Origin of the sequence: Arenivirga flava, from assembly GCF_030161575.1 — a bacterium.
In the GTDB taxonomy this organism is placed as follows: domain Bacteria; phylum Actinomycetota; class Actinomycetes; order Actinomycetales; family Microbacteriaceae; genus Arenivirga; species Arenivirga flava.
Genome location: NZ_BSUL01000001.1, coordinates 2133170 through 2159418, shown reverse-complemented (window position 1 = coordinate 2159418; position 26249 = coordinate 2133170). Strand labels below are relative to the sequence as shown.

At 72.7% G+C, this 26249-nt stretch carries 22 protein-coding genes and 4 pseudogenes; 11 read left to right on the top strand and 15 right to left on the bottom strand.

Annotated elements, in window-relative coordinates; translation table 11 throughout:
* Window positions 1-54: 54 nt before the first annotated feature.
* The 4 genes and pseudogenes from acs to QQK26_RS10260 form a co-directional block, all read right to left on the bottom strand.
* A pseudogene (gene acs, locus QQK26_RS10275) lies at window positions 55-2033 on the bottom strand (acetate--CoA ligase).
* A gap of 370 nt (window positions 2034-2403) precedes the next feature.
* Entirely contained in the window at window positions 2404-3276 is an 873-nt protein-coding gene (locus tag QQK26_RS10270; protein WP_284232388.1) for an ABC transporter permease, read from the bottom strand.
* A 55-nt stretch (window positions 3277-3331) separates the two neighbouring features.
* Window positions 3332-4360: an aliphatic sulfonate ABC transporter substrate-binding protein gene (locus QQK26_RS10265; RefSeq protein ID WP_284232386.1), complete on the bottom strand. Its 1029-nt coding sequence runs from the start codon at window positions 4358-4360 to the stop codon at window positions 3332-3334.
* A gap of 35 nt (window positions 4361-4395) precedes the next feature.
* Window positions 4396-5190, bottom strand: coding sequence for an ABC transporter ATP-binding protein (locus tag QQK26_RS10260; protein ID WP_284232384.1), 795 nt, complete (start codon window positions 5188-5190; stop codon window positions 4396-4398).
* Between the two features lie 164 nt (window positions 5191-5354).
* On the opposite strand from QQK26_RS10260, the gene QQK26_RS10255 reads away from it, so the two are divergent.
* The 3 genes from QQK26_RS10255 to QQK26_RS10245 all read left to right on the top strand — a co-directional run bounded on the left by QQK26_RS10255 (window position 5355) and on the right by QQK26_RS10245 (window position 8048).
* Window positions 5355-6296: an AEC family transporter gene (locus QQK26_RS10255; RefSeq protein WP_284232382.1), complete on the top strand. Its 942-nt coding sequence runs from the start codon at window positions 5355-5357 to the stop codon at window positions 6294-6296.
* Between the two features lie 231 nt (window positions 6297-6527).
* On the top strand, window positions 6528-6992 hold the full coding sequence (locus QQK26_RS10250) for a DNA alkylation repair protein (RefSeq protein ID WP_284232380.1): 465 nt from the start codon (window positions 6528-6530) through the stop codon (window positions 6990-6992).
* Between the two features lie 342 nt (window positions 6993-7334).
* Entirely contained in the window at window positions 7335-8048 is a 714-nt protein-coding gene (locus QQK26_RS10245; RefSeq protein WP_284232378.1) for a class E sortase, read from the top strand.
* A gap of 3 nt (window positions 8049-8051) precedes the next feature.
* Here QQK26_RS10245 and QQK26_RS10240 read toward each other — a convergent pair whose 3' ends face one another.
* From QQK26_RS10240 to QQK26_RS10205, 8 genes and pseudogenes are all read right to left on the bottom strand, one after another.
* Window positions 8052-8888 carry a type II secretion system F family protein gene (locus QQK26_RS10240; protein WP_284232376.1) on the bottom strand — a complete coding sequence of 279 codons (837 nt, stop codon included), beginning with the start codon at window positions 8886-8888 and terminating at the stop codon, window positions 8052-8054.
* Entirely contained in the window at window positions 8888-9802 is a 915-nt protein-coding gene (locus QQK26_RS10235) for a type II secretion system F family protein (protein WP_284232374.1), read from the bottom strand. Before QQK26_RS10235 ends, QQK26_RS10240 begins: the two co-directional genes overlap by 1 nt.
* The gene (locus QQK26_RS10230; RefSeq protein WP_284232372.1) at window positions 9799-11385 is read right to left on the bottom strand and encodes a TadA family conjugal transfer-associated ATPase; all 1587 of its coding nucleotides are present in this window, start codon (window positions 11383-11385) and stop codon (window positions 9799-9801) included. The genes QQK26_RS10235 and QQK26_RS10230 overlap by 4 nt, the downstream gene beginning before the upstream one ends.
* A gap of 325 nt (window positions 11386-11710) precedes the next feature.
* Window positions 11711-12172: pseudogene (locus QQK26_RS16505) on the bottom strand (CpaE/TadZ family protein); the annotation flags it as partial.
* Between the two features lie 365 nt (window positions 12173-12537).
* A complete protein-coding gene (gene cpaB, locus QQK26_RS10220; protein ID WP_284232369.1) occupies window positions 12538-13251 on the bottom strand; it encodes a Flp pilus assembly protein CpaB in 714 nt (237 codons plus the stop codon).
* Window positions 13252-13320: 69 nt separating this feature from the next.
* Window positions 13321-14613, bottom strand: a complete 1293-nt coding sequence (locus tag QQK26_RS10215) for a pilus assembly protein TadG-related protein (RefSeq protein WP_284232368.1) — start codon at window positions 14611-14613, stop codon at window positions 13321-13323.
* Window positions 14601-15029 carry a TadE/TadG family type IV pilus assembly protein gene (locus QQK26_RS10210; RefSeq protein ID WP_284232365.1) on the bottom strand — a complete coding sequence of 143 codons (429 nt, stop codon included), beginning with the start codon at window positions 15027-15029 and terminating at the stop codon, window positions 14601-14603. The genes QQK26_RS10215 and QQK26_RS10210 overlap by 13 nt, the downstream gene beginning before the upstream one ends.
* 79 nt (window positions 15030-15108) lie before the next feature.
* Window positions 15109-15333: a Flp family type IVb pilin gene (locus tag QQK26_RS10205; protein WP_284232364.1), complete on the bottom strand. Its 225-nt coding sequence runs from the start codon at window positions 15331-15333 to the stop codon at window positions 15109-15111.
* 178 nt (window positions 15334-15511) lie between these two features.
* On the opposite strand from QQK26_RS10205, the gene QQK26_RS10200 reads away from it, so the two are divergent.
* From QQK26_RS10200 to wsfD, 7 genes and pseudogenes are all read left to right on the top strand, one after another.
* Window positions 15512-16075 carry a prepilin peptidase gene (locus QQK26_RS10200; RefSeq protein WP_284232359.1) on the top strand — a complete coding sequence of 188 codons (564 nt, stop codon included), beginning with the start codon at window positions 15512-15514 and terminating at the stop codon, window positions 16073-16075.
* A gap of 152 nt (window positions 16076-16227) precedes the next feature.
* The gene (locus QQK26_RS10195) at window positions 16228-17619 is read left to right on the top strand and encodes a choice-of-anchor G family protein (RefSeq protein WP_284232358.1); all 1392 of its coding nucleotides are present in this window, start codon (window positions 16228-16230) and stop codon (window positions 17617-17619) included.
* A gap of 11 nt (window positions 17620-17630) precedes the next feature.
* Window positions 17631-17801, top strand: a complete 171-nt coding sequence (locus QQK26_RS10190) for a hypothetical protein (protein WP_284232355.1) — start codon at window positions 17631-17633, stop codon at window positions 17799-17801.
* A 138-nt stretch (window positions 17802-17939) separates the two neighbouring features.
* Complete coding sequence (locus QQK26_RS10185) at window positions 17940-19301, top strand: XrtP-associated glycosyltransferase (protein WP_284232353.1); 1362 nt, start codon at window positions 17940-17942, stop codon at window positions 19299-19301.
* On the top strand, window positions 19298-19945 hold the full coding sequence (locus QQK26_RS10180; RefSeq protein WP_284232350.1) for an archaeosortase/exosortase family protein: 648 nt from the start codon (window positions 19298-19300) through the stop codon (window positions 19943-19945). Before QQK26_RS10185 ends, QQK26_RS10180 begins: the two co-directional genes overlap by 4 nt.
* Before the next feature lie 80 nt (window positions 19946-20025).
* Window positions 20026-20733 carry a septum formation family protein gene (locus QQK26_RS10175; protein WP_284232348.1) on the top strand — a complete coding sequence of 236 codons (708 nt, stop codon included), beginning with the start codon at window positions 20026-20028 and terminating at the stop codon, window positions 20731-20733.
* A pseudogene (gene wsfD / locus QQK26_RS16580) lies at window positions 20720-22216 on the top strand (glycan biosynthesis hexose transferase WsfD); the annotation flags it as partial. The gene QQK26_RS10175 and the pseudogene wsfD, both read left to right, overlap by 14 nt.
* Window positions 22217-22227: 11 nt before the next feature.
* Here wsfD and wecB read toward each other — a convergent pair.
* From wecB to QQK26_RS10160, 3 genes and pseudogenes are all read right to left on the bottom strand, one after another.
* Entirely contained in the window at window positions 22228-23463 is a 1236-nt protein-coding gene (gene wecB, locus QQK26_RS10170) for a non-hydrolyzing UDP-N-acetylglucosamine 2-epimerase (RefSeq protein ID WP_284232346.1), read from the bottom strand.
* A 136-nt stretch (window positions 23464-23599) separates the two neighbouring features.
* Entirely contained in the window at window positions 23600-23935 is a 336-nt protein-coding gene (locus tag QQK26_RS10165; protein ID WP_284232345.1) for a hypothetical protein, read from the bottom strand.
* 215 nt (window positions 23936-24150) lie between these two features.
* Window positions 24151-24660: pseudogene (locus QQK26_RS10160) on the bottom strand (RNA polymerase sigma factor); the annotation flags it as partial.
* A 140-nt stretch (window positions 24661-24800) separates the two neighbouring features.
* Here QQK26_RS10160 and QQK26_RS10155 point away from each other — a divergent pair.
* The gene (locus tag QQK26_RS10155; RefSeq protein ID WP_284232341.1) at window positions 24801-26240 is read left to right on the top strand and encodes a DUF3375 domain-containing protein; all 1440 of its coding nucleotides are present in this window, start codon (window positions 24801-24803) and stop codon (window positions 26238-26240) included.
* Window positions 26241-26249: the final 9 nt, after the last annotated feature.

Sequence of the window (26249 nt, the reverse complement as noted above, 5' to 3'; positions counted from 1 at the left end):
GGAACTCCCCGCAGCGTGCGGGAGGTGGAGGGGAGCGACAGGGCCCCGACCGCTTCAGCGCACAGGCGACCCGGGGCCCCGCACAATCTCCGCGATCGCCGCGGGAACGTCCGAGTCCTGCAGCGAGGTCGTGTCGCCGAGCTCGCGGCCGTCGACGATGTCGCCGAGCAGTCGGCGCATGATCTTGCCCGAGCGGGTCTTCGGCAGGTCGGGCACCACGACGAGGTCGCGCGGCTTCGCGACCGGGCCGATCTCGGCCGCGACGTGGCCGCGCAGGGTCTCGCGCAGCTCGGCGGCGAGGGCGCGCCATCCGTCCGCATCCGACGCCGCGTGCTGCGACGGGATCACGAACGCGGCGATGGCCTGGCCGGTGACCGCATCCGCCACCCCCACCACGCCGGCCTCGCCGACGAGCGGATGCGAGACGAGCGCCGACTCGATCTCGATCGTCGAGAGGCGGTGGCCCGAGACGTTGATGACGTCGTCGACCCGGCCGAGCACCCAGATGTCACCGTCCTCGTCGAGCTTGGCGCCGTCGCCGGAGAAGAACCAGCCCTGCTCGGCGTAGGCGGCCCAGTACGAGTCGCGGTAGCGCTCGGGGTTGCCCCAGACGGTGCGGGCGAGCGCCGGGCCGGGCCGGTCGACCACCAGGTAGCCGCCCTGGCCGCGCTCGACGGGGTGCCGTCCTCGCTGACGACGAGCGTGCCGAGGCCGGGCAGCGCGCGCAGCGAGGAGCCGGGCTTGAGCGTGCTCGAGCCGGGCAGCGGGGCCATGACCGCCGCCCCCGTCTCGGACTGCCACCAGGTGTCGACGATGGGCGCCGCATCCGCGCCGATCTCGCGGCGGAACCACACCCACGCCTCGGGATTGATGGCCTCGCCGACGCTGCCCAGCAGGCGCACGCTCGAGAGGTCCCAGGTCTCCGGCAGCCCCTCCGGGAACCACGTCATGAAGGTGCGGATGAGCGTGGGCGCCGTGTAGTAGACGGTCACGCCGTAGCGCTCGATGATCTCGAAGTGCCGGCCCGGGTGCGGGCTGTTCGGTGTGCCCTCGTAGATCACCTGCGTGAGGTTGTTGGAGAGCGGGCCGTAGATCTCGTAGGTGTGCGCGGTCACCCAGGCGAGGTCGGCGGTGCACCAGTGCACGTCGTCGTCCTTCGCGTCGAAGACGGCCCAGTGCGTCCAGCTCGCCTGCGTCAGGTAGCCGCCGCTCGTGTGCACGAGGCCCTTCGGCTTCCCGGTGGTGCCGGACGTGTAGATGATGAAGAGCGGATGCTCGGCGTCGAACGCCTCGTAGGCGTGCTCGGTGGGCTGCCGGTCGACGACGTCGTGCCACCAGACGTCGCGGCCCTCGGTCCAGGCCACCTCGCTGCCGGTGCGGCGCACCACGAGCACGTGCTCGATCGCGTTGTCGCCGCTCACCGCGTGGTCGGCCTGATGCTTCACCGGCACCGCCTGGCCGCGGCGGAACTGCCCGTCGGTGGTGACGAGCAGCTTGGCGCCCGTGTCCTCCACGCGGAACTTGACCGCCTCGCCGCTGAAACCGCCGAAGACCAGGGAGTGCACGGCGCCGATGCGCGCGATCGCGAGGGTGATCACGACGGTCTCGGGGATCACCGGCAGGTAGACCACCACGCGGTCGCCCGCGACGACGCCGAGTTCGGTGAGGGCGTGCGCGGCCTGCGCCACCCGCTCCTGCAGCTGCGCGTACGTGATCGACTCGCGGTCGCCGGGCTCGCCCTCGAAGTGCAGTGCGACCTTGTCGCCGCGGCCCGCCTCCACATGGCGGTCGACGCAGTTCGCGGCGACGTTGAGCCTGCCGCCGACGAACCACTCGGCCACCGGCACGCTGAGGTCGGTCTCGCCGAAGCGGCCGGTCTCGCCCTCGGCGAGCGGGCGGGCGGGCTGCCAGGTGTGCGCCGTCGTCCACGGCTCCACCCAGTCGAGGCGGCGGGCGGCGGCCTCCCAGAAGGCGACGCGGTCCGCATCCGCTTCGTCCCACGCCTCCGGGCCGACGTTCGCGGACGCGCGCAGCGCCTCCGGCGCGGGGTAGCGGCGGCTCTCGGTCAGCAGGTTCGCGATCGTGCTCACCCGCCCACGCTAGAGAGTCCGGCCCCGGCGGGCGAGTCGGCGGCAACGGCGGGTAACAGTCGCGCTGAGGTGAGCGGATGCGTCACGCCCCGCACCCTCGTGCGATTCGGAGGAGAACCGCCACGTCATGCGCATCGCACCCCCGCTGTTCCGGGGCGCATCGCGCCCGCCGTCGCCGACGGTCGCCCGATCTCCTCCGAATCGCACCAGGGCCGCCGCGGGGAGCACCGCGAGGGTGGGCACGGGGAGAGCGGCGGGGACGTCCGGCCCGGGTTCGCGGCGCTCGCCGCGTGGCTCGTGGTGCGCCGGGCGCCTACGCCCAGCGCCTGACGGCCCAGCGCTCGGCGAGGCCGAAGACGGTGTCGCTGAGCTTGCCGAGCAGCGCGAGCAGCACGATCGCCAGGATGATGCGGTCGACGCGACCCGTGGTCTGCGAGTCGCTGAGCACGTAGCCGAGGCCCATCGAGCTGGCCAGCAGCTCCGCGGCGACGAGGAACAGCCAGGCCTGCGCCAGCGCGAGCCGCAGCCCGGCGGCGACCGAGGGGACGACGGCGGGCAGCTGCACCGTGAAGAACAGCGCGACGCCGCGGTAGCCGAAGGCGCGCCCCGCCTCGACGAGGTCGCGGTCGACGTGCCGCAGGGCCGTGGCGACGGTCGTGTAGACCGGGAAGAAGGCCCCGATCGCGATGAGCACGACCTTGGGCTCCTCGCCGATGCCCATCCAGAGCAGCAGCAGCGGCACCCACGCGAGCGACGGCACGGCGCGCACGCCGCCGAGCATGGGGGAGAGGAACGCGTCGCCGAGCTTCGAGAGGCCGACCAGCGCGCCCACCGCCAGACCGAGCACCGCGCCGGCGATGAAGCCTATGAGCACGCGCTGCGTGGAGATGGCGATGTAGGTGCCGAGCAGGCCGCGCTCGGCGTAGTCGACGCCCGCCTGCACGACGGCCACCGGCGAGGGCAGCTGGTGCGGGGCGAAGAAGCCGGTCGAGGTGCTGAGCCACCAGGCGCCGAGCACGATCGCGGGCAGCAGGGCGCCGAGCAGGATGCGCTGCACCGGCCCCAGCGAGCCCCGCGTGCGCGCGGCGCCCGGCTGGGCCCGCACACCGACAGGCGTCAGCATGGGATTGCCGAGCGCATTCGCCCGGCCCTCACGCTCCATCGTGGCGGTCGTCTGGTCGGTCATCTCGCCCTCCTCGGGCCTGCGCCGGAGCCGCCCGCGCGGCGGCCCCGGCCTCGGGTCAGTCGTCGAAGCGGGCGGGGTCCGCAGCCTCGGCGTAGGTCGGGTCGAGCAGCTCCTCGAGCGCGGTGTCGACGAGCGACTGCTCGGAGACGGCGTCGATCTCGACGAGGATCGGCGCGATGGTCGTGAAGACCGACAGCTGGTCGTCGCCGGGGATGCCGCTGACGTCGAGGTTGCTGCGCTCCTCGATCACCTGCGTGGCGACGGCCTCGTCGATGCCGGCGGCCTCCGCGAGGATCGCGATGGTCTCGTCCGGGTTCTCGAGGGCCCAGGCGCGAGCGTGCTCGTAGGCGTCGATGACGGCCTGTGCGAGGTCGGGGTCCTCCTCGAGGAACGCCTCCGTGGCGTTGAGCACGCCGTAGGAGTTGAAGTCCACGTCGCGGAAGAGGAACTGGGCACCCGCCTCGATCGCGCCGCCCATGATCGGGTCGAGGCCCGCCCAGGCGTCGACCGCGCCGCTCTGCAGCGCCGCCCATCCGTCCGCGTGCTGCAGGTTCTGCACGGTCACGTCGTCGACGGTCAGGCCCTCGGTGGCGAGCGCCTGCGTCAGGAAGAAGTACGGGTCGGTGCCGCTGGTGGCGGCCACGTTGCGTCCGGCCAGGTCGGCCACGGAGGTGATGTCGCTGCCCGCGGGCACGACCAGCGCCGCCCACTCTGGCTGCGAGTACACGCCGATGGTCTTGATGGGCGACCCGTTCGAGCGCGCCAGCAGGGCCGCGCTGCCGGCCGTCGAGCCGACGTCGATGGCGCCCGAGCGCAGGAACTCGTTGGCCTTGTTCGAGCCCGCCGACTGCACCCACTCGACGGTCACGCCCTCGCTCTCGAGCTCGTCCTCGAGCCAACCCTGGTCGCGGATGACGAGGCTCAGCGGGTTGTAGGTGGCCCAGTCGAGGGTGAGCGTGCGCTCGGCCTGCTCGCCCTCGGGCGCGGGGGCCTCGCCGGTGCTGGTCTCGCCCTGCACGCAGCCGGTCAGGGCGAGTGCGGCGACGGCGATGCCGGCGAGAGCGGATGCGGTGCGGATGCGCATGGTGGTCTCCAGTGGTCGGGCGCGATGGTGCGGGGTCAGTGGGCGTGGCGTTCGACGCCGAGGCCCTCGAGCAGTTCGCCGCGCAGCTCGGCGAGGCGGGCGTCGCCGCGATCGCGCGGGCGCTCGCCGGGCACGACGATCTCGCGCACGACGGTGGAGCCCTCGGCGCCGGGCTCGCGGCCGAGCAGCACGACGCGGTCGGCGAGCTGCAGCGCCTCGTCGACGTCGTGGGTCACGAGCAGCACGGTGGTGGGCGCGGCGGCGTGCACGTCGAGCAGCAGATCCTGCATCTTCAGGCGGGTCAGCGCGTCGAGCGCGCCGAAGGGCTCGTCGAGCAGCAGGACCCCCGGGTTGCGGGCGAGCGCCCGGGCCAGCGAGGCGCGCTGCGCCATGCCGCCGGAGACCTCCCGGGGCCGCAGCTGCGCCGCGTCGGCGAGGCCGACCAGCTCCAGCAGGCGCGCGACGCGCTTCCTGCCGGCCGCCGCAGCGGTGCCGCGGGGCAGGCCGAGCGAGACGTTCGCGGCGATGCTGCGCCACGGCAGCAAGCGCGGCTGCTGGAAGCCGAAGGCGCAGCGGGGGTCGACGCCGTCCACGGCCGTGCCGTCGATCGTGGCGGTGCCGGTGGTGGGCGCATCCAGTCCCGCGGCGATGCGCAGCAGCGTGGACTTGCCGCATCCGCTCGCCCCGACGATGGCGAGCACCTCGCCGGCGGCGACCTCGAGGTCGACGTCGCGCAGCACGGGCCGGCCGAAGGAGCGGCCGAGCCCGGAGAAGCGCACCGGATGCGCGGTGCTGGCGAGCGCGCCGAGCGCGGCGGACACATCGGTCATGGCGCCTCCTCGGCGGTCGGGGATGCGAAGCCGGACGGACACGCGTCCGACCGATCGTAGGGACGGCGCCGGCGCCGGGCGAGGCGGGCCGCAACCCGGCGTAACAAGCGCGGGCGGGAGTAGGCTCGACGTCAGATGTCCCAGCCGAGTCCGAGGAGCGATGCATGATCGGCGTGCTGACGGGCTTCGCGATCATCGGCACGATCATCCTGGTCGGCTACATCATCGCCCGCACGGGCGTCGCGGGCGATCACGCGCAGTTCGTCATGAACCGCGTGGCCTTCTTCGTCTCGACCCCGGCGCTGCTGTTCGTCACGATGGCGCAGGCCGACCTCAGGGTCGTCTTCTCCTCGTTCCTGCTCATCGCCGTGATCTCCGCGCTCGGCATCTGCCTCGTCTACGCGGCCATCGCCGTGTTCCTGCTCAAGCGGCGCATCGTCGAGACCACGGTGGGCGCGATGGCCGCCGGCTACGTGAACTCGAACAACATCGGCCTGCCGGTGGCGATCTACGTGATCGGCGACGCGCAGTACGTGGCGCCCATCCTGCTGTTCCAGCTCGTCATCGGCACCCCGATCGTGCTCACGATCCTCGACCTCGCGACGAACCCGAAGGGCGGCCGCGGGCTGCGCAACCTCGCCCGGCCCTTCGGCAACCCGATCATCATCGCGTCGGTGCTCGGCGTCGGCCTGGCGTTCTTCTACGACCGGATCCCGACGGACGTGATCACCCCGATCCTGCAGCCCTTCGCGCTGATCGGCGGCTCGGCCATCCCGCTCGTGCTGATGGCCTTCGGCATGTCGCTGCGCGGCAACAAGCCGTTGCGCGCGGGCAGCGGACGCAAGGACGTCGCGATCGCGAGCTTCCTCAAGGCGTTCGTCATGCCGGCCTTCACGTGGGTGCTCGCCTACTTCGTCTTCGGCCTGCGCGACCAGCAGCTCTTCGCCGCGGTGACCATGTCGGCGCTGCCGAGCGCGCAGAACGTCTACAACTACGCGGCCCGCTACAACGCGGGGCTCGTGGTGGCGCGCGACACGGTGCTCGTGACGACGGTGGTGTCGCTGCCGGTGCTGCTGCTCGTGGCGTTCCTGCTCGGCGGGCACTGATCGTGCTGCTGCGGCGCACCACGCGCGACCTGCGCGTCGGCGGCCCCGCCCGCGGCGCGGACGAGCGGATGGGGCCGCGCCCTGACCCCGCGCGGCATCGACGACGCGGTCGGCGCCGCGGGCGACGACCTGGGCGCCGCGCGGCGCATCGCCCGCGAGTTCGCCGACGTCGACGAGGGCGAGCTCGAGAGCTGGGCGTGGACCGGTGACCGCTGGCGCCGCCGCATCGCCGTGCTCGTGCTCGAGGGCCGCTACCGCCGCGGGGATGCCGCGCAGCGGGCCGAGGAGCACGAGCGCTTCCTGGCCTGGCTGCAGGCGGAGCTGCTCGACGGCCCGGACCTCGTGGACGGATGCGCCGAGCACGTCGTCGGCGAGCAGCACGTCGGCCGCCCGCCCGGCCCCCTCTTCGCCCTCGCCAAGAGCGACGTCGTCTGGGCCCGGCGCACGGCGCTGCTGGCCGGCCTCGCGCTCGTGAAGCACGGCGACGCGGTCACCCCGCTCGCCCTGGTGGAGCGGCTCGCGCGCGAGCGCAGCCCGATCATCCGGGAGGCGCTCGTGCGGCTGCTGCACGAGACCGCCCGCCGCGCGCCGGAGCCGACCGCGGCGCTGCTCGCTCGTGCCGGCGCCCGCTGGCCGGCGCCGGTGCGCGAGGCGGCGGCGGAGAACCTGCCGCCGCACCTGCGGCCGGAGGTGTGACGGGGCGGGACACGGGCGCTGGGCGGTCGCGGGTGAGTCGACCCGGAGCGCTCGTACCCGTGGGTGAGTCGCCCCGGACTCCTCGCGCCGCAGGCACGCGATCCTCCGGCGGGCCCCTGGCCTGATGGAACTCAGGACTGACCAGCGGACACGCCGGGCTCGACCGGCCCGAGGTCGGCGTGTCGCTTTCGGCAGCCTGAGTTCCACGAGCGAGCGCTGCGAGCGGGGCGACGGTGAGCGGATGCGCTGCGCGCCGACCAGCCGCGCCATCGGCCACAGCGCGACTGCGCCGAACGCGCATCCGCTCCTGACAAGCGCGAGTCGCGCGGGTAGCCTCGACCCGTGGACTTCAGGGGGCGGGGCATCGGCGTCGGAGCCGTGCTGCTCGGCGCAGCGATGATCGCCGGCTGCGCCGTCGCTCCTCCCGCGGACCTGCGAGCGGATGCGCCGGACTCGCCGGTCGTGAGCGCCGCGGCCGCACCGACCGCGGCGCTCGCCGCAGTCACCACCGCGACCGCATCCGCTGCTCCGCCGCAGGGCGAGCCGCCGATCGTCGCGCAGCCCGCCGCGCACCAGGTCTTCGCGACGATGCACGTGCCGCGCTTCGGCCAGGGCTGGATGCGCAGCATCGGCGAGGGCGTGAGCGAGTCGCGGGTGCTGAACCGCGAGGACATCAACGTGGGGCACTACGACTCCACCCAGATGCCCGGCCAGGTCGGCAACTTCGCCGTCGCCGCGCATCGGGAGACGCACAGCGGCCCGTTCAGCGAGATCAGTGCGCTGCAGATCGGCGACCCGATCGTGATCGAGACCCCCGAGGCGTTCTTCGTCTACCTCTACCGCAACACCGAGTACGTGCTGCCGAGCGGCGTGGGCGTGCTCGATGCGACGCCGCAGTTCGGCAGCGAGAGCCCGGGCGACCGCATCATCACGCTCACCAGCTGCAACCCGCGCATGTCGACCGCCGAGCGCATCATCGCCTACGGCGTGCTCGACACCTGGGCGCCCAACACGGGCCAGGGCATGCCGCAGGAGATCGCAGCGCTGCTGGGCTGAGCCCTACTGCGCCGCGAACACCGCCATCAGGTTCGACACCGCCGGGCCCAGCACGACGACGAAGAGCACCGGCAGGATGCAGAACATCAGCGGGAACAGCACGCGCACCGGCACCTTCGCGGCCCGCTCCTCCGCGCGCTGCCGCCGCTTCAAGCGCAGGTCGCGGGCCTGCGTGCGCACGACCTGGCCGATGGAGACGCCGTAGGCGTCCGCCTGCATGATCGCCTTCGCGAAGCGCTGCAGGTCGACCACCTCCGAGCGCGCGGCGAGGGCGGCGTAGGCCTCGCGGCGGCTGGCGCCGAGCCGCATGTCCTGCACGGTGCGGGAGAGCTCCGCGGCGAGCGGACCCCTCCCGTGCCGGCCCGCGCGGTCGATCGCCGTCTCGAGCCCGAGCCCGGCCTCGACCGAGATGAGCACCTGATCGAGCGTGTCCGCGAGCTCGAGCCGGATGCGGTCCTGCCGCTCCTTCGCGCGCCCCTGCACGACGAGGTCGGGGGCGCAGTAGCCGACCGCCAGGAGCGCGACGGCGACGAGCACCATGGCGGCGCCCGGGCGGGCGGCGAACAGCGCGACGCCGAGCAGCAGGCCTCCACCGGCTCCGACCAGCTTGAGCAGCACGAGGGTGCGCAGCGACCAGACGCGGGTGAGGCCGGCCAGCTGGAGGTTGCGCTCGAGCCGCTTCACCATCGAGCGCGTGGCGAACGGGGGCGGCGGCCGGTCCGTCCGCCTCCGCGCCAGGGCGCTCCACGCGGGTCTGCCGGCGGGCATGACCGCGAGCACGAGGAACGGCAGGGCGAGCGCCAGTAGCGCCGGGCCGATGAACGGCAGCACGGCGCCCATCAGAACCGGATCCTGACGATCGAGCGCAGCCACAGGCCGCCGACCAGGAAGAGCACGAGCGAGACGAGCAGCATGAGCAGGCCGATCGGGGAGGTGAAGAACGTCGACAGGTACCCGGGACTGATCACGGTGAGGATCACCGCGACCGCGACCGGCAGCACCATGAGCACGACCGCCGACATCCGGCCCTCGCTGCTGAGGGTCGTGACCTGACGGCGGATCTGCTGCCGCTCGCGGATCGTGTCGGCGATGTGGTCGAGCACCTCGCTGAGGTTGCCGCCGACCTCGCGGTGGATCGCGAAGGCCTGGGCGGTCCAGGTCAGGTCCTCGCTGCGCATCCGCTCGGCCGTCGCCAGCATCGCGTCGCCGATGTCGCGGCCGAGCCGGTGCTCGTTGACGACGCGCGCGAACTCCTCGGCGGTGGGGGAGGAGGAGTCCTGCGACACCGCGACGAGCGCGCGCTGCAGGCTGTGCCCGGCGCGCAGGCCGCTGGCGACGAGCTGCAGGGTGCCCTCGAGCTGCTCGGCGAAGGCGGTGCGGCGCTGCTCGATGCGGCGGTCGAGCAGCACTCGGCCGACGAGCAGCGCGGCGGCCGGCAGCAGCAGGACGAGGGTCCAGGAGAGCACCGAGGGCGAGGCCAGCGCCATGATGAGGCCGAGCACCGCCGCGGCCGCGGCGGCGAGCACGGCGCCGAGCACGACGCTGCCGGCGCTCTGCTTCCAGCCGGCCAGGTCGAGCTTCTCCACGAAGCCGGCGTTGCGGCTGCGCACCACCGCGTCCGCCCGCTCGGTCGCCTGGCGCCGCCACTCGGCGAGCGACGCCGCCTCCCTCGCCGAGCACGACGCGGGGCCGAGCAGCAGCGCGACGGCGACGCCCGCGAAGACCGCGAACACGCCGAGCACGAGCGGCGTCATGCCCGGTCCGACCGGTCGGCCGCTGTGGCGAAGAGCGAGGCGTCGAAGGGCACGCCGAGCTCGTCGAAGCGGGTGAGGAAGCGGGGACGGATGCCGGTCGGCAGCGCCCTGCCGAGGAAGCGGCCGGAGGCGTCCACACCGGCGCCGAAGTCGAAGCGGTAGATGTCCTGCAGCGTGACGGTGTCGTGCTCCATGCCGAGCACCTCGGTCACGTGCGTGACCCGGCGGGTGCCGTCGCGCAGGCGCGTCACCTGGATGATCACGTCGATGGACGACGCAATCTGCTCGCGGATGGCGCGGTGCGGCAGCTCCATCCCCGCCATCATCACGAGGGTCTCGAGGCGGGCGAGGGCGTCGCGCGGCGAGTTCGCGTGCAGGGTGGTGAGCGATCCGTCGTGGCCGGTGCTCATCGCCTGCAGCATGTCGAGGCTCTCGCCGCCGCGGCTCTCGCCGACGACGATGCGGTCGGGCCGCATCCGCAGCGCGTTGCGCACGAGGTCGCGGATCGTCACCTCGCCGCGCCCCTCCACGTTCGGCGGCCGGCTCTCGAGGCGAACGACGTGCTCCTGCTGCAGCTGCAGCTCCGCTGCGTCCTCGATCGTGATGATGCGCTCGTCATGCGGGATGAACGACGACAGCACGTTGAGCAGCGTCGTCTTGCCGGTGCCCGTGCCGCCCGCGACGATCACGTTGAGGCGGGCCCGCACGCAGGCGACGAGCAGCTCGATCATGTCGTCGCCGACGGTGCCGAGGCTCACGAGGTCGCGGGCGCGCAGCGGTTCAGTGGCGAACTTGCGGATCGTCAGCGACGAACCGCCGATGGCGAGCGGAGGGATGACCGCGTTGACCCGCGAGCCGTCGGCCAGCCGCGCGTCGACGAACGGGGAGGACTCGTCGATGCGGCGGCCGACGCGGGTCACGATCCGCTCGATCACCCGGCGCAGCCGCTCCTCGGAGCGGAACGTGGTGGGCACACGCTGGATGCGGCCGCGGCGCTCGACGTAGACGTGGTCGTGACCGTTGACCATGACCTCGCTGACGGTCTCGTCGTCGAGCAGCGGCTCGATCGGCCCGAGTCCGAGCACCTCGTCGGCGAGTTCCTGGATCAGCGCGAAGCGCTGCCGCTCGCTGAGGGTCTGGCCGCGCTCGTCGATGATCGAGGCGAGCTCGCGGCGCGCCATGGCGTCGAGGTCGGACTCGCTGAGGGCCGGGTCGTTCAGCCGCGTACCGATCCGCTCGGCGAAGAGGTCGCTCGCCTCCTCGCGGACGCGCTGCACCTCGTCGTCGGCGCCGCCGTCGCGGCGCGGGATCACGGCTAGGGCGGCGCCGTCGTAGAGGTCCTCGACCGGCGGCATCGACGGAGCGGAGGCGGGCTCGTCCGCGCCGTCCCGATCCTGCGGCCCCTCGGCGAGCCAGCCGGGCTCGGGCTCCGCGGCCGAGCCCCATCCCGGTCCGTCGACGGCATCCCACTCGGGCGTCCAGTCGGCGGGCGCCGCCTCGGCGAGCACCGAGGGGTCGATGGGGCGCTCGGCCTGCGCTCGGCGGTTGCGGGCGGCCTGCAGGCGCTCGGAGAGACTGGACATCAGCGCACCTTCCTGGGCTTGGAGCGGCGGTTCGGGTCGTCGTGGTCGGCGATCCGCCGGCCCAGCTCGCGCAGCCTGCCGGCGGCGCGATCGCGCGGAGCGTCGGTGACGACGGGCACGCCGCGGTTCGTCGAGCGTCCGACGGCGCTCGTGCGGGGACCTCGAGCGTGACGGGCCTGCCGAGCAGGCCCTCCACGTCGCGCTTGCGTGCCGCGCGGCGCTCGCCGAGGTTGAGCACCACGTGGTGCTGGGCGGGCAGCAGATCGAGCTCGGCGAGCACGTCGAGCTCTTTCATCAGCCCGCGCACGCTCGTGACGTCGGGGCTCGTGACCGAGATCACCGCATCCGCCTCCTCGATCGCGCCGAGGGTGTGCGCGCTGAGGCCGGGGGCCGTGTCGACCACGACGGCGGCGTACTCGTGCGCGAGCTGGCGCAGCAGCAGGGTCGCCTCGTGCGCGGTGATCCCGTCGGCACCGGCCGGCGAGGCGGGGGCGGCGAGCACCAGCAGTCCGCTCGGATGCGTCGTCAGCGCGTGCTGGACCAGCAGCAGATCGCGCGCGGCGGCGGGCCCGACGGCGGCGTCGATCGCGCGCAGCGGTGCGATGCCGAGCGCCTCGGCGACGTCGCCGAACTGCAGGTCGAGGTCGACGAGCACGACGCGATGCGGATGCACGGCCGCCAGCACCGTCGCCACGTTCGCCGCGATGGTCGTCTTGCCGACGCCGCCCTTGGGGGCGGTGACGACGACCACCTGGCCGCGGTCCCTGAGCTCGCGCGGCGCGCCCATGAGCGACGCCTCGCGCGCGGCGCGCTCGCCGGCGGTGACGATGAGGGCGTCGATGTCCTCGAGTTCGGCGCCGACCGGCAACGCGTGCGAGACGCCCGCCGCGATCAGCTCGGCGGGCAGGGTCGCGTCGACCGACGTGACCGCGAGCGTCGGCACGCTGCGGCGGAGCGTCTGCGCGAGCGCGCGGCTCTGCGCCTCGGTGACGTAGCTGCCGAAGACGATCAGCTGGGGCCAGACCGTCAGCTTGAGCAGCCGCGCCAGCACCGCTTCGGGTGCTCCCGGTGGGATCGACAGCACCTGCTCGCCGAGCAGCAGGCGCGCCTGGTGCTCGAGCGTCACATCGGGGCCGACGAGGACGACGCGGCTCATGGCACCAGGTCCGCGCGCGTGGCGGGCGCACCGCCGGTGCTCTCGAGGCCCTCGGCCTGCTTGCTGAGCCAGACGGATGCGGTCTCCTGCGCGAACACGACCGCCTGCGCATCCTGCCGCTCGACCGCGAGGGTCACGGTGACCGCGCCGCTGGCCGAGCCGTCCTCGGCGAAGGCGCCGCCCACGGCCGTCACCAGCACCTGGTCGAAGCGCAGGAACGTCTGCGCCGGGCTGTCGGCCTCGGCCTGCGTGGTCACGAGCACGCCCACCCGGTCGCCGGCCGCGAGGCGCCCGCCGAGCACCCGCTGCGCATCGAGGCTGAGCGACACCTCCTGCAAGCCCTCCGGCACGGGGATCGACCCGCCGTCGCCCACGAAGTCGCCCGGGCTGGCGAGCCGCGCCGCGATCACCTGCTCGCCCGGCACCAGCACGGCGCTCGTGACCTGCCCGACGAACTCGTCGAGCCCCTCGATGCTCTGCACAGCGCCGTCGGCGAGGAAGGATGCGGGCACCTGGTCCACCGCCGTCACCAGCGCCAGCTGCGCCGCGGTCGTGCCGGCCGGCACCTCCTGCTGCACGACGAGCACGTCGACCAGCTCGGCGCCGCCGGCGGCTCGCTGATCGGCGCCGCGCACGTAGTCGACCAGCGCGACCCCGCCCACGATGGCGAGCACGGCGGCGATGACGAGGGCGATGATGCGGGTTCTCACGGGGCGCGTTCTCTCGGTTTCTCGGGGAGGTTCGTGGATCGGGACGAGCGGAAGCGGATGCGGATGCGGTCAGGCGACGAGGCGGACGGGGGTCGCGATGCGTTCGGCCGCCTCGTCGGCGGTCAGCCCGGTGGCGACGACGTGGCCTTGGACGCCCTGGCAGAGGCCGAGGATGGAGGACAAGACGCTCGTCACATCGGCGACGATGTCGGTCAGCGGAGTCAGGAATCCCAGGAGGCCGCCGAGCAGGTCCGCAACGATGTTCACGAGCGCCGGAAGGCGCAGGAGGTCGGCGAGGATGCTGACACCCGGGAGATTCAAGATGTCCAACAGGCCCTGACGGCCGATCTCTCGGAGGAGCCCATCGAGCCCGGACTCGCTGACGCCCAGCAGGTCGAACAAGTTCTGAGCGCACCGAGGTCCGCCGGTCGGGAACTGCGCTTGCGGGCCGGATGCGAGAAGGCCGTCGAACTCGTGGCCGGTGACGACGATCTCCGTGAAGGTGATCGATCCCGGCTGCCCAATCAGCTGGTCGACGGTGGTGACGAGTGCCTGATCGAACGTCGGCACGATGATCCGCTTGCCGACGAGGTCCTGCATGGCCGTGAGGCACATGTCGGGGAACACCGGGAGCACTCGCATCAGGGTGCTGCCGAGTGTCGAGGTGAGGAACTGAGGGTCGTACCGGCATTCCCCGCTGGGCGTGCCCATCCATCCTCCTGCGAGGAGGGAGATCGAACAGTTGAGCGCTTTCTCGAGGTAGTCGGGAAGGTCGGCCGCACCCAGATTGCCGACGACGCCCGAGAGCAGGTCGCGTACTCCCGTGTAGAGGCCTGTGCCGATGAACTGGGGGCCGATGGCGTCGTCCGGAGGGAGCACGCACTCGCTGACCGCCAGGGGAAGCGGAACGGTCTGCCGCCACTCGGCAGTCGCCGACGCGAGCACGTCCGTGGCGTCGCGGTCGAAGGAGAAGAGCGCCGCCTGTGCGCTGGTGAGCGTGACCACGACCGTCTCGCGCGCGTTCGGTGCGGTGGTGTCGGTGGGGAAGCTGATGGCTGTGCTCGTCTGCTCGATCCCGCCGAAGACGGTCTCGTTCGCGATGGGGTTCGCGACGGCGGCCGCCTCCTCGGGCGACATGGCGCATCCAAGGATGGTCGTCGTCGCCTCGTCCTCGTAGCAGAGCTGGGCGATCGCGAGGGCGGCGGCATCCGCGGCGTCCTGCAGCTGCGCCTTGCGAGACGCGGTCGCGCCGATGTCGACGACGAGCGCCACGACGACGAGCAGCACGGTCATGCACAGCGCGACGATGACCGTGCTGGCGCCGTGCTGCTCATCACGGACGCGGCGGATCAACCGGCGCACAGGCGCACCGCCTTGCCGGTGAGCTCGAACGGACCGAACAGCCCGGTCAGGGTGCTGCGGTCGACCTTGAGCGTCACGGTGAGCTCCTGCCCGGTGCCGCAGAGGCGACCACCCGGATTGACCGCGGTGCCGCTGACGCTGAACGGCGACGGGTTCGTCTTCACCGTCAGCCCGATCGGTGCTAAGACCGCATCGGCGGTGGCGGTAGCGCTCCCGGTGGAGGCGCCGTCCTCCACCGAGAGCTCACGTGCCGCCTCACGCGCCGCGTTCGTCACCAGGATCTGCGCGTTGTAGGCGGCGCCGAACTCGATGATGCCGAAGAGCAGGGTCAGCAGCAGCGGCACGACGAGCGCGAACTCGACGGCGGCTGCGCCCTCCTCCGAAGCCGATCGGAGTCGAGTGCGTCGGAGTCGCATCAGCGACTCACCCCCTCGCAAGAGATGGCGGTCGGACGCCGAAGCAAGCACCGGCGTCCGTAGAGGCGAAGGAGCGTACTTAGCCGTTGCTCGTGGCCGGGGTGCCGACGGTCACGTTGTCCAGCGTTCCGCTGATGTCGTTGAAGACGCCGCTGAGTGCGCCGGTGAGGACGCCCACAACAGCGATGAGCGCCACAGCGATCAACCCGACGATCAAGCCGTACTCGACAGCCGTAGCCCCCTCCTCCTCGCGGCTGAGCCGCGTGCGGATCTCGGTGCTGATGCGCGTGTAGAGAGCAAGCATGGTCTTTCCCCATCCCGAATGTGCTGCGTGCATGCCCCTCGCCCGAACGGAGGAGCGGCCGGAGGCAAGGGACCTCCGGCGCTGATAGTTGAGCCCCGCTCAGGTCGGGACGCCAGACCCCCATTGTGGGGTATTGATCGCGGAAAGCAAACATTGCTCGCCTTCTAGGCTGGCGCGTGTGCAGCCCCTCCAGACGCCCTCGGCCCCGTGGCTCCGGGGCTGGACGCCGCTTCAGCTCGCGCTCCTCGGCGCGTCTGCGGCGGCGCTCATGGCGATGGTCGTCGCGCGGGTCGGCCCCGATCCCGCGATGCTCCTCCTCGCGGCGTCCGCACCGCTCATCGCCGCGATCGACCTGCGCTGGCGCATCGTGCCGAACCGCCTCGTGCTGCCGCTGATCGGCGCGCTCCTGGTGGCCGTGGCCGCATCCGCCGTCCTCGAAGCGCAGCCGCTGCGCATCGTCGGCGCGCTGCTCGGCGCCGCGGCGATGTCCGCCGTCTACCTCGCACCGGCCGTGCTGACGCGCCGCGCGATGGGCATGGGCGACGTCAAGCTCGCCCTCGCGATCGGCGCCGTCCTCGGGGCGAGCGGATGGCAGACCTGGCTGCTGGGCGTGCTCGCCGGCTTCATCGCCGGTGCCGCTTTCGGCCTCGCGCTGCTGCTCGCGCGCCGCGCCACCCTGCGCTCCCGCATGCCGTACGCGCCGGCAATGCTCGTCGGAGCGCTCCTGGTGCTGCTCGCCTGAGGTTGAAGCAAGCTCCGGATCGGCAGATGAGGAAAACACACTTGCGCAGATCTTGAGACGCGTGGAATGCTCACGGTCAACTCGAGACGCCACGGCTGGGGAGCAGGCGAGCTCGGGGGAGTTCCGTCTGCCCTGAACAAAGGATCCCAGCCATGTCGCAGTCATCTCGCACCCGGCGCCTCGGCACCGGCACCGCCACCGCGCTCGCACTCGGCACCACCGCCGTGCTGCTCGCGCCCTCCGCCGCCTCGGCGGCCGCCACCGTGCCCGTCGTCTCGCAGGCCCAGGGCCAACTGGTCGACGTCTCGCTCGGCGGCCAGCCCATCGACGACGTCCTCGAGCTCGCCGGCGCCGTCGCCGTCAACCCCGACGGCCAGAGCACCGTGACCGAGAACACGCCGCTCGACGCGACCGCGCTCTCCGCCATCACGCTGAGCTCGGGCAACATCCCGCTGCTCGGTGACAACGGCATCATCCGCCTCGGCGCCGTCGGCCAGTACGCGCAGGCGCAGAGCAACGGCGGCTCCACGGCGTTCGCCGGCACCGTCAGCAGCGCTCCGAGCCTCATCGGGGTCGACACGGTCGAGTCGGGCAACGTCGGCAGCCCCTCGGCGGGCGACGCGGCCACTATCGTCGTCGGCACCTCGACTCTCGGCCTGGGCGACGCGCTCGCCCTCGACATCGGCGTCAGCGCCCTCGCGGCCAGTGCGGTGCAGGGCGGCAACGGCGAGGACCCGGGCGACCCCGCGGGCGCCGCCACCGGCCAGTACGACATCGCGGGCCTCGAGGTCGCGGTCACCGGCGCCGAGCTGCAGCAGCTGCTCAGTGCGGTCAACACGGCCCTCGCGCCCGTGCTGACCCTCGTCGGCGTGACCAGTCCGATCGACCCGAACGGCGCGGTCGTCGTCACGCTCGACGATCTCCTGGCCGCGGCCGGCGTCGCGAGCCTGAACGATCTCGCCCCGGGCACCGACCTGCTGCAGTACCTGCCGCAGGCCGTCGTCACCGAGGTCACCTCGACGGTGGACGAGCTCATCAGCACGCTGAACGCCGAGATCGGCGGGCTCACCCAGGGCCAGGTCGCCGGCCTCGACCTCACCTCGCTCGACCTGCTCGGCCTGGGCGGGCTCCTGGGCGGCATCCTCGGAGCGCTCACGCCTGTGACGACGGTCATCACGAGCCTGACCGATGCCCTGGCCGACATCGTCACCGGCACCATCGCCCCGCTGCTCGACGGACTGCTCGCGACGCTCGCACCGGTCGTCTCGTCGCTGGCCCAGTTGACCGTCAACAACCAGACGCTGAACGCCGACGGCAGCTTCACGCAGAACGCCCTCACGCTCGGCCTCGGCGCCGACGGCTCGATCGCCGAGGTCGCTCTCGCCAACGCCACCGTCGGGCCGAACGCCGGCATCAGCGGCATCCCGCTCGCCAGCATCGCGGGCATGCTCATCGTCGGCGCCATCGCCCTCGGTGGCGGCGCCTGGTACCTCGTCAACCGCCGTCGCACCGCGGGCGCGACCCTCGCACCGGCCGCGGCCTGAGAGGAGCTCCGATGTACACCGGACAGTCGGGACCTGTCGCAGGTGGCCTCGCCGTGACGGGCCTCGCGCTCCCCTTCGGCTGGTACTTCGTCGCCGCGATCGCACTGATCGTGGTCGGCTACCTCCTCGTGCGGCACGCCGTGCGGGCGCGGGATCGTCGCCGGAGCATCGGACGAGCGTGAACGGCACCACTGCAGCGGCGGGGACCGCGGCGCCCACGGGCGTCGCGGTCCCCGCCGCGTTCCTGCTCGGGGTCGGGAGCCCGCGCCGGGACGCGCCAGCGCGCATCGGTGCTCCCTACGGCGGGACGGAGCGCGCCCATGCCCGCCAGTGAATCCGCGCAGGCGCTCGCCTTCGTGCTGCTCGTCGTCTTCCTGGCGTACGTGCTGCTCATCGTGGTGCCGTTCCTGCTCCGCAAACGCGACCCGGAGGGCGACCCCGCCGCGTTCGAGTGGCACGTGCTGGTGCCGTGCCGCGACGAGGAGGCCGTCATCGGCGGCACGATCCGCCGGCTGCGCCACGACTTCCCGACGCTGCACCTCTGGGTGATCGACGACGACAGCGAGGACTCGACGGCCGCCATCGTGCAGGCGGCTGCCGCCTCCGATCCGCTCGTCCACCTCGTGCAGCGCCGCAGGCCCGAGGCCCGTCAGGGCAAAGGGGCCGCGCTCAACGCCGCCTACCGTGCGCTGAGCCTCTGGCTGCCGCGCACGACGGATCGGCGGAGGGTCGTCGTCGCCGTCGTCGACGCGGATGGACGGCTCGCCCCGAACGCGCTGCGCCAGGCCGCCGGGGCCAACGCCTTCGCCGACCCCGAGGTTGGGGCCGCCCAGGCCGCGGTCTGGATGAACAACCGCGACGAGCGCGAGCCGATCCACGGCGGCGTCTCGAAGGCCCGCCAGGCCTGGGGGCGCTACCTGGTGCGGATGCAGGACATCGAGTTCCGCACCACGATCGCCGCCATGCAGTGCCTGCGACTGCGCACCATCTCGGTGGGGCTCGGCGGCAACGGCCAGTTCAGCCGCCTCTCCGCCCTGGATCGCGTCGCCGAGATGTCGGGCCAGCCGTGGCACGGCTCGCTGCTCGAGGACTACGAGCTCGGCCTGCACGTGGCCCTCGCCGGTTACCGCAACACTTACATGCACGACACCTGCGTCGAGCAGGAGGCGCTGCCCTCGACGCGGCGGCTGCTCACCCAGCGGGTGCGCTGGTGCCAGGGCGGCATGCAGTGCGCGCGCTACCTGCCGCAGATCTTCCGCTCGCAGCACTTCAGCAACGCGGGCGCGCTCGAGGCCACCTACTTCCTGCTCATCCCCTTCGTACAGCTGGCGGGGCTCGTGCTCTGGCCCGCTGCCTTCATCGCGATGACGGCGGCCGGTGCGATCAACCAGGGCGGACTGGTCGAGTTCTTCGTCTCGGCCTGGTGGCTGCTGCCGCTCATCCTGCTCACCGGCATCATGCCGTTCGCCTTCTGGGTGCTCATCTACCGGCGGGATGCGGCGCCCGGCACGGGTTGGCTGCGCATCGCCCGGTGGGGCCTGGGCTACTGGTTCTACATGTACCAGAACTACGTCTGCGTGGTGCGGGCGCTCGTGCGCCTCGTGCGCGGCAACGACAACTGGTCGAAGACCCGGCGCAACGCCGAGGTCGGCGACGCCGGACTGGTGGCGAGGGAGACATGAGCGCGACGACGGGGAACCTGCGCGGTCGGAGGATCGCGTCGAGGGGCGTCAACCGCCCCGGCCGCCTGCTCGGCGCAGGACTGCTGGTCGCGGCCGCCGCCGCGCTGGCGCTGTTCTCGGATGCGGCGATCGCCGTCGAGGCCCAGCTGGTGGCCGCGGTGCTCACCGTCTTCACGGGCGGCTCGACGAGCGCGGTCGGCCATCTGGTCTGGACCGGGATCGGCACGGATGCGCTGCACGGCTTCCTGATCACCCCGGTCTGCACCTCGCTCGTGCTGATCGGCCCGATCCTGGTGTTCACGGGCGTGCTCGTGCTGCTCGGCCGCAAGCGCGCCGACTGGACCCTGCTCGGCGCCCTGCTCGCGCTCGCCGTGGCGGTCGGCGCCAACACGGTGCGCTTCGTGCTCATCGCGATCGCCTGGCAGCTGTGGGGCGAGGTCGGGTTCGACATCGTGCACTACTACGTGGGCTCCGTCATGGTGATCCTCGCGTCGGCGCTCGCCATCGTGCTGCTGCTCGTCGTCTCGTCGACCGGTCGCCTGCAGCCGCCGCGCCGCTGGCTCGCCGCGATCCGCGGCGGGCGGGCGCAGAGCGGCGAGCGGGAGCAGCGCGGTCGGGTCGCGAGCCCCGAGGGGTCGCGCTGAGCCGGGTCGGCGCCGCGCTGCTGGCCGCTGCGGCGCTCGTCGCGCTGCTCGCCGGCTGCGCACCCGCGCTCGAGACGGCCGTGGCCGAGCCGACGGTCGGCGAGTGCCGCCTGATCGACCGGCCGGAGCAGTTCCGGTCGCTCAGCGACGGCACGGCGACCGTCGCCTGCGACCGAGAGCACACCGCCGAGACCTACCTCGTGGGTGAGCTCGACCGCGAGAGCTACCCGGTGCTCGGCGAGCGCGAGGCGATCGCCGCCGAGGCCTGCCCTCCGCGCGTCGTGCGCGGCTACCTCGAGGCGCACGAGCGCCAGGCGCTCTACGGGGTCTGGACGGTGCCGTGGCTGCCCAGCGAGCAGCAGTGGGCCGCGGGCGAGCGATGGGTGCGCTGCGACCTCGTGACGGTGCGCGATGAGGCGACGGCCTTCGATCCGCTCGTCCACACCGCCTCGCTGCGCGGCGCCGCCGCCGACGCGGCCCGCGCGGATGCGCTCACCCGCTGCTACGCGGCGGTCGGCGAGGTCGCGGACCCCGTGCTCGGCGCGCCGGACGAGACCGTCGACGTGCGCTGCGACGAGTCGCACGACTACCGCGACGTCAATCACTGGCTGCGGCAGGAGACCGCGCCGAGCGGAGGCACGGCGGTCCGCGATTGCGCGGAGAGCGTGCAGGAGTGGATCGGCCTCGGCCTGCGCGCCTCGGCGGGGGTCGCCGGCGTGCTGCGCGAGGAGGCCAACGGCAACCTCACGCTGCGCTGCGTCTCGGTGGGCGCTGATGACGGCGACTGAGCCGCGCCGCCGCGCGAAGCACGAGCAGCGCCGGGGCGTGCGGCGCCGCATCCTCGTCGTCGATCGCATCACCGCCGCCTTCGCCCTGCTCGGACCGGGGCGGGCGGAGCGGCGTCCGCGCATCTGGGTCGCCGCGGTGCTCGGCGGCGCCGTGATGACCGGCCTCGCCCTGCTGCGCCTGTTCGTGCCGGTGCCGGTCGGGATGGCGGATGCGGGCGACGGCTTCCGCCTGCTCTGCTCGGTCGGTCTCGCGAACGAGCGCCCCTTCACGGCGGACGCGATGAGCGCCGTCTACCCGCTCTGGTCGCCGGCCGACTGGCACGCGGCCGCGTGCCCGGGCTCGGACGTCTGGTCGCTGTCGCCGTACTACGGCGTCGCGGCCCTCGCGCGCCTGCTCGGCGGCGGCGTGCTCGACCTGCGCATCCTCGGGGCGCTGCTGGCCGTCGCGCTCGGCCTGCTCACGGTGGCCCTCATCCGCTACCTGCCCGGCGCCGTGCCGTTCCGGCTGGTCGTGGCGGCCCTCCTCGGCGCCGTGCTGCTCGACGGCGTCTTCGCCGACTTCCTGATCTCGGCCGACCTCGACGGCGCCGTGCTGCTGGCGGTGCTCGCCGGCTTCATCGCGCTGCTCATCCTCTGGGGCGGTTGGGCCGACCGGGTGACGACCCTCGACGTGCCGCCGCGCGGCGTCGCGGCCAGCGCGCTCGGCGTGCTGCTCGCGGCCGCGGCGCTCGCCACCTCGCCGGCGCTGCTGGCGTTCCTGCCCGGTTTCGTCGCGGCGCTCGTCGTGCTGCCCTGGCTGCGCGACGCCGAGCAGCGGCGCGGGCGCGAGACGGGCCGGGCGCTGCGGGGCGATCGCGGTCGGGAGCTCGCGCGCACCCTCGCGCACCGGGTGCCCTCGCTCACCGCGGCGGTCGCCCTGCTCGCCGTCGGCGCCGCGCAGGCCGGTGACGCGCTCGACCGCGTGCGCAGCGACGCCGTCTACTCGGTCGTCTTCGGCACCCTGCTGCCGACGAGCCCCGATCCCGAGGCCGATCTCGGATGGTTCGGGCTGCCGGAGGGCGCGCTGCAGGCGAGCGGACGCTCGATCACCGACCCGCAGGCCGGCGCCGTGCTCGCCGACCCGGCCTTCGCCGCGATCGGGATCGACGACCTCATCCGCTTCCGCATCACGCATCCCGAGCGCATCGTCGCGGTCAGCGACCGGGGACTGGCCGCGATCGCCCAGCCGGCGCAGCAGTCCAGGGGCAGCACGATGCTGCCGGTCGGCGACGGCGAGCCGGTGCAGGACCCTCGCTGGACGCCCGTCGCGGGCTCCAGCCCGCTGCTCCTCGCCGTGCCGCTGCTCGTGCCCGGCCTGCAGTTCGCGGGGATGCTCGTGGCGCTCTCGCTCGCGTTCGCCCGGACGCATCCGCTCCGCAGCCGCAGCCTCGGCTTCGCCACCGTCTTCGCCATGCTCGCCGGGTGGCTGCACTTCTGGGCGGTGGCGCCCGGGGATCAGCGCGTGCTGAGCGAGGCGATGCTGCCGTCGACGCTGCTGTTCTGGATGGGGCTGCCGCTGCTGTTCGCCTGCGCGGCGGTGCGGCTGGCGGGGCCGGGCGAGAAGTCCTCCATCCGGGCTCCCGAGGCGAAGAACGCCCTGATCGCGGCGATCACGCGGCCGGATGCGAGGCCGTCGCCGTAGGGGTTCACCGCCCGCGCCATCGCGGCGTAGGCCGCCGGCTCGTCGAGCAGCGCCAGCACCTCGTCGACGATGCGCTGCTCGTCGGTGCCGACGAGCTTGGCCGCGCCGGCCGCGACGCCCTCCGGCCGCTCGGTCGTGTCGCGCGTCACGAGCACGGGCTTGCCGAGGCTCGGCGCCTCCTCCTGCACCCCGCCGGAGTCGGTGAGGATGAGGTGGCTGGCCGCCATGAGCGCCGAGAAGCGGTGGTAGTCGAGCGGGTCGATCACGCTCACCCGCTCGTGCGGCCCGAGCGCCGCCGCGAAGGCCTCGCGCACGATCGGGTTGCGGTGCAGTGGGATCACCGCGTGCACGTCCGGGCGCGCCTCGACGATGCGGCCGATGGCGCGGGCGGTGGCGGCGATGCCGCCCTCCCAGGACTCGCGGCGGTGGCTGGTGACGAGCAGCAGGCGCCGGCCGGAGTCGATCACGGCCTGCAGCGCCGGATCGAAGGCGGGCGCGACGGCGGTCGCGTGCAGCAGTGCGTCGATGATCGTGTTGCCGGTGGTGACCACATCCGCTGCGGCCACGCCCTCGCGCAGCAGGTTCGCGCGCGCCTCGGGCGTCGGTGCGAAGTGCAGCGCGGCGAGCTGGCCGACGAGCTTGCGGTTGCCCTCCTCGGGGAACGGCGAGTCGAGACGGCCGGAACGCAGGCCCGCCTCGAGGTGCAGCACGGGCACGCCCGCGTAGTAGGCGACCAGCCCGGCCACCGCTGCCGTGGTGGTGTCGCCCTGCACGAGCAGCGCGTCGGGCCGCGACTCGGCCACCACCTCGCCGAGTCGCGCCATCACGGTCGCGGCGAGCCCCGCGAGGCTCTGCCGGTCGGTCATCACGTCCAGGTCGACGCGCGGCGAGATGCCGAACAGGTCGTTGACCTGGTCGAGCATCGCGCGGTGCTGACCGGTCACCACCACGTCGAGCTCGATGGCGTCGTCGGATGCGAGCGCGGCGATCACCGGAGCCACCTTGATGGCCTCCGGACGGGTGCCGTACACGATCATCACCTTGGGCATAGCGCTGTCTCCACTCGTTCTCGTGCCGTCAGGACCGGGGCCACGGGGCTGGGGAAGCCGCGGCACCGGTCCTTCCGGATGGATCACGGGTGAAGCAGGACTGTGCTTCACCAGGTAGGACCGGCACCTGGGCGACCTATGACGCGGGTTCCCCGAAGAAATTCGCGGGCTGCTCGATCGCGGGCAGGGCGGGTCGTGCCGAGTCGATGGAGCGCTCCACCGCGATGGCCGCCCCGATGACGAGCAGCACCGCGCCGACGACGGCGACGAGCCTCGCGCGCCTGCCGCGGGCGAGCAGCACGGTGCTCACGAGCGGCAGCGTCAGCGCGGTCGCGGGCGAGGCGGCGTCGACCCCCTCCGGCAGCACCGGCATGGCCAGGTCGTGCACGAGGTCGAGGCTGCCCGGCTCGTTCATCGCCTCGAGGAGGCCGCCGCCGGCGACGCCGCCGAGCGCGATCGGGATCATGACCATGCCGAGGCGCGAGCCGACTTCCTCGACCTCCTCCGAGACGAGGATGCAGCGCGGGCAGTCGGCGATGTGCGCGTCGAGCTTCGCCTTGTCGCGCTTGCCGAGCGACTGGCGGGCGTTGCCGCCCAGCTTCGAGAGCGCCCAGCGGCACTCCTCCGACCGCCCCTCATCCCTGACGTGGGCTTGCAGCCAGGCGGCGCGCAGCCCTCGCGGGCGCGCATCGACAGCGCGGCGACGCCGTTCGGCGAGAGCCCGAGGATCGGCGCGACCTCGTGCGGGTCCATCCCCTCGATCTCGGTGTACCAGAGCACCGTCTGCCAGCGCTCGGGCAGCGCCCGGAACGCGCGCGAGGTCAGCGACCGGTCGAGCGCGGCGACCGCGGGGTCGTCGACGGTGCGCACGTCCTCGGGATCGTCCTCGAGCGGATCGGAGGTGGTCGCCGCCTTCGACGTCGCCCAGTTGGTCGCGAGGTTGCGGATCGTCGCGTAGAGGTAGGGGCGGAAGGCGCCGCGCGGCCCGAGCCCCCGCAGCAGCAGCTGGTAGACCCGCAGGTACGCCTCGCTCAGCAGGTCGTCGGGGTCGATCATGCGCGAGAACTGCTGCGCGGCCCGGTACGCGGGCCGGTAATGGCGCTGCCACAGCTCGGCGAAGGCCGTCGTGTCGCCGGAGCGCACGCGCTCGGCGAGCTCGCCGTCCGAGGCGGCCTGCGTCTCGAAGAGTTCGAGCATTCCTCACCCCCTGTCCCGTGGTTCGAGACTAGCGGTGGTGTGGAGGCGCGGGACACCCCCGGGTGGGGGTCGTCGTGGACGGCCCGGTGTCCCCGTTCGACACGATGTTGGCCGTCGGAGGGTGCGGATACCCTCCAGGGGTGGACCACGATGAGATCGTTGAGCTCGCAGAACGTCACGGCGCGTGGCGCTTGCTCCGAGCGGCGAACGCGCCATTGATCCTGTCGTTCCTGGGCCTGCACCTGCTCGAGACGAACCGCGGGGCCGTCGCCCAGAGCGAGCTCGTCGATCTGCTCGACGACCACCTCTACGCGATCCGCAGGTCGATGCCGGAGCGCTATCCGCGGCAACCCGTCGACTACCTCGAGGCGTGGTCGTCCGCCGACGACGGGTGGCTCCGACGGTTCTATCCTGCCGGCTCGGACGACGTGCACTACGAGGCGACCTCGACGCTGGAGAAAGCCTGGCGCTGGATCGGTGAGTTGCGAGAGCGCGGCTTCGTCGGCACGGAGTCACGCCTCCACACGCTGGTCGCTCTGTTGCGCGAGATCGTGCACGGCTCGGATCGGGATCCGCAGGTGCGCATCGCCGAGCTGGTGAGACGCCGGGACGAGATCGACGTCGAGATCGGCCGCATCGAACGCGGTGAGTCGGACGCCCTAGACGATTTCGGCGTACGGGACCGTTTCCAGCAGTTCTCGACCATGTCGCGCGAACTGATCGGTGATTTTCGTGAGGTCGAAGACAACTTCCGACGTCTCGACCGCTCGGCGCGCGAGCAGATCGCGGGCTGGGCCGGCGGCAAGGGCGAGCTGTTGACGCTCCTGGTCGACGAGCGCGCCGACATTTCCTCGTCCGAACAGGGGAGGAGTTTCCAGTCCTTTTACGACTACCTGCTCTCCGAGAGGCGGCAGGACGAGTTGAGCGCTCTGCTCGCGGCCGTTCACAACATGCCGACGGTCGACGCCGATCATCGAGTTCGAGTGCTGCATCACGATTGGGCCGAAGCGGCAGAACGGACGCAGGCGACGGTGCGCACGCTCTCCGAGCAGTTGCGGCGTTTCCTGGACGACCGGGTCTGGTTGGAGAACCGCCGGGTGCTCGACATAGCCCGCTCGATCGAGGTCTCGGCACTCCGTGTGCGCGACATGGCACCGGAGACGGTCGGGCTCGTGCTCGACGAGCCCGGGGTGCCGATCGCGATGCCGTTCGAGCGGCCCCTGTACGCCGTCCGCGCCGAGACCGCGGTCGACGCACTCATCCGTCCTGAGTCCCGCGACGTCGCCGACGCTGAAGTGCTCTTCCGGCAGCGATATATCGACACCGCGCGGCTGGCGGAGAACATCCGCACCGTCGTGCCGCGGCACAGCATCGTCTCGATGGCCGATGTCATCGCACTGTATCCGCCTCGTGACGGCGCGGCCGAGATCCTGGCCTACCTCGCCCTTGACGGCGAGGACGACATCGATATCGTGATCGACGACTCGGCGAGTATGGCCATCGACTACCCCGATGTCGGCGGCGACTCCTCCATCATCCGAAGGATGACGCTGCCCGCGGTCAGCGTGCATCGGCACTGAGAGCGAGAC

Coding starts and splice junctions, on each gene's coding strand:
- QQK26_RS10210 (WP_284232365.1), bottom strand. CDS start 15,029: ATGCGACTCCGACGCACTCGACTCCGATCGGCTTCGGAGGAGGGCGCA.
- QQK26_RS10205 (WP_284232364.1), bottom strand. CDS start 15,333: ATGCTTGCTCTCTACACGCGCATCAGCACCGAGATCCGCACGCGGCTC.
- QQK26_RS10195 (WP_284232358.1), top strand. CDS start 16,228: ATGTCGCAGTCATCTCGCACCCGGCGCCTCGGCACCGGCACCGCCACC.
- QQK26_RS10185 (WP_284232353.1), top strand. CDS start 17,940: ATGCCCGCCAGTGAATCCGCGCAGGCGCTCGCCTTCGTGCTGCTCGTC.
- QQK26_RS10270 (WP_284232388.1), bottom strand. CDS start 3,276: ATGACCGACCAGACGACCGCCACGATGGAGCGTGAGGGCCGGGCGAAT.
- QQK26_RS10180 (WP_284232350.1), top strand. CDS start 19,298: ATGAGCGCGACGACGGGGAACCTGCGCGGTCGGAGGATCGCGTCGAGG.
- QQK26_RS10235 (WP_284232374.1), bottom strand. CDS start 9,802: ATGACGCCGCTCGTGCTCGGCGTGTTCGCGGTCTTCGCGGGCGTCGCC.
- QQK26_RS10230 (WP_284232372.1), bottom strand. CDS start 11,385: ATGTCCAGTCTCTCCGAGCGCCTGCAGGCCGCCCGCAACCGCCGAGCG.
- wecB (WP_284232346.1), bottom strand. CDS start 23,463: ATGCCCAAGGTGATGATCGTGTACGGCACCCGTCCGGAGGCCATCAAG.
- QQK26_RS10265 (WP_284232386.1), bottom strand. CDS start 4,360: ATGCGCATCCGCACCGCATCCGCTCTCGCCGGCATCGCCGTCGCCGCA.
- QQK26_RS10255 (WP_284232382.1), top strand. CDS start 5,355: ATGATCGGCGTGCTGACGGGCTTCGCGATCATCGGCACGATCATCCTG.
- QQK26_RS10260 (WP_284232384.1), bottom strand. CDS start 5,190: ATGACCGATGTGTCCGCCGCGCTCGGCGCGCTCGCCAGCACCGCGCAT.
- QQK26_RS10240 (WP_284232376.1), bottom strand. CDS start 8,888: ATGGGCGCCGTGCTGCCGTTCATCGGCCCGGCGCTACTGGCGCTCGCC.
- QQK26_RS10165 (WP_284232345.1), bottom strand. CDS start 23,935: ATGGTCATGATCCCGATCGCGCTCGGCGGCGTCGCCGGCGGCGGCCTC.
- QQK26_RS10190 (WP_284232355.1), top strand. CDS start 17,631: ATGTACACCGGACAGTCGGGACCTGTCGCAGGTGGCCTCGCCGTGACG.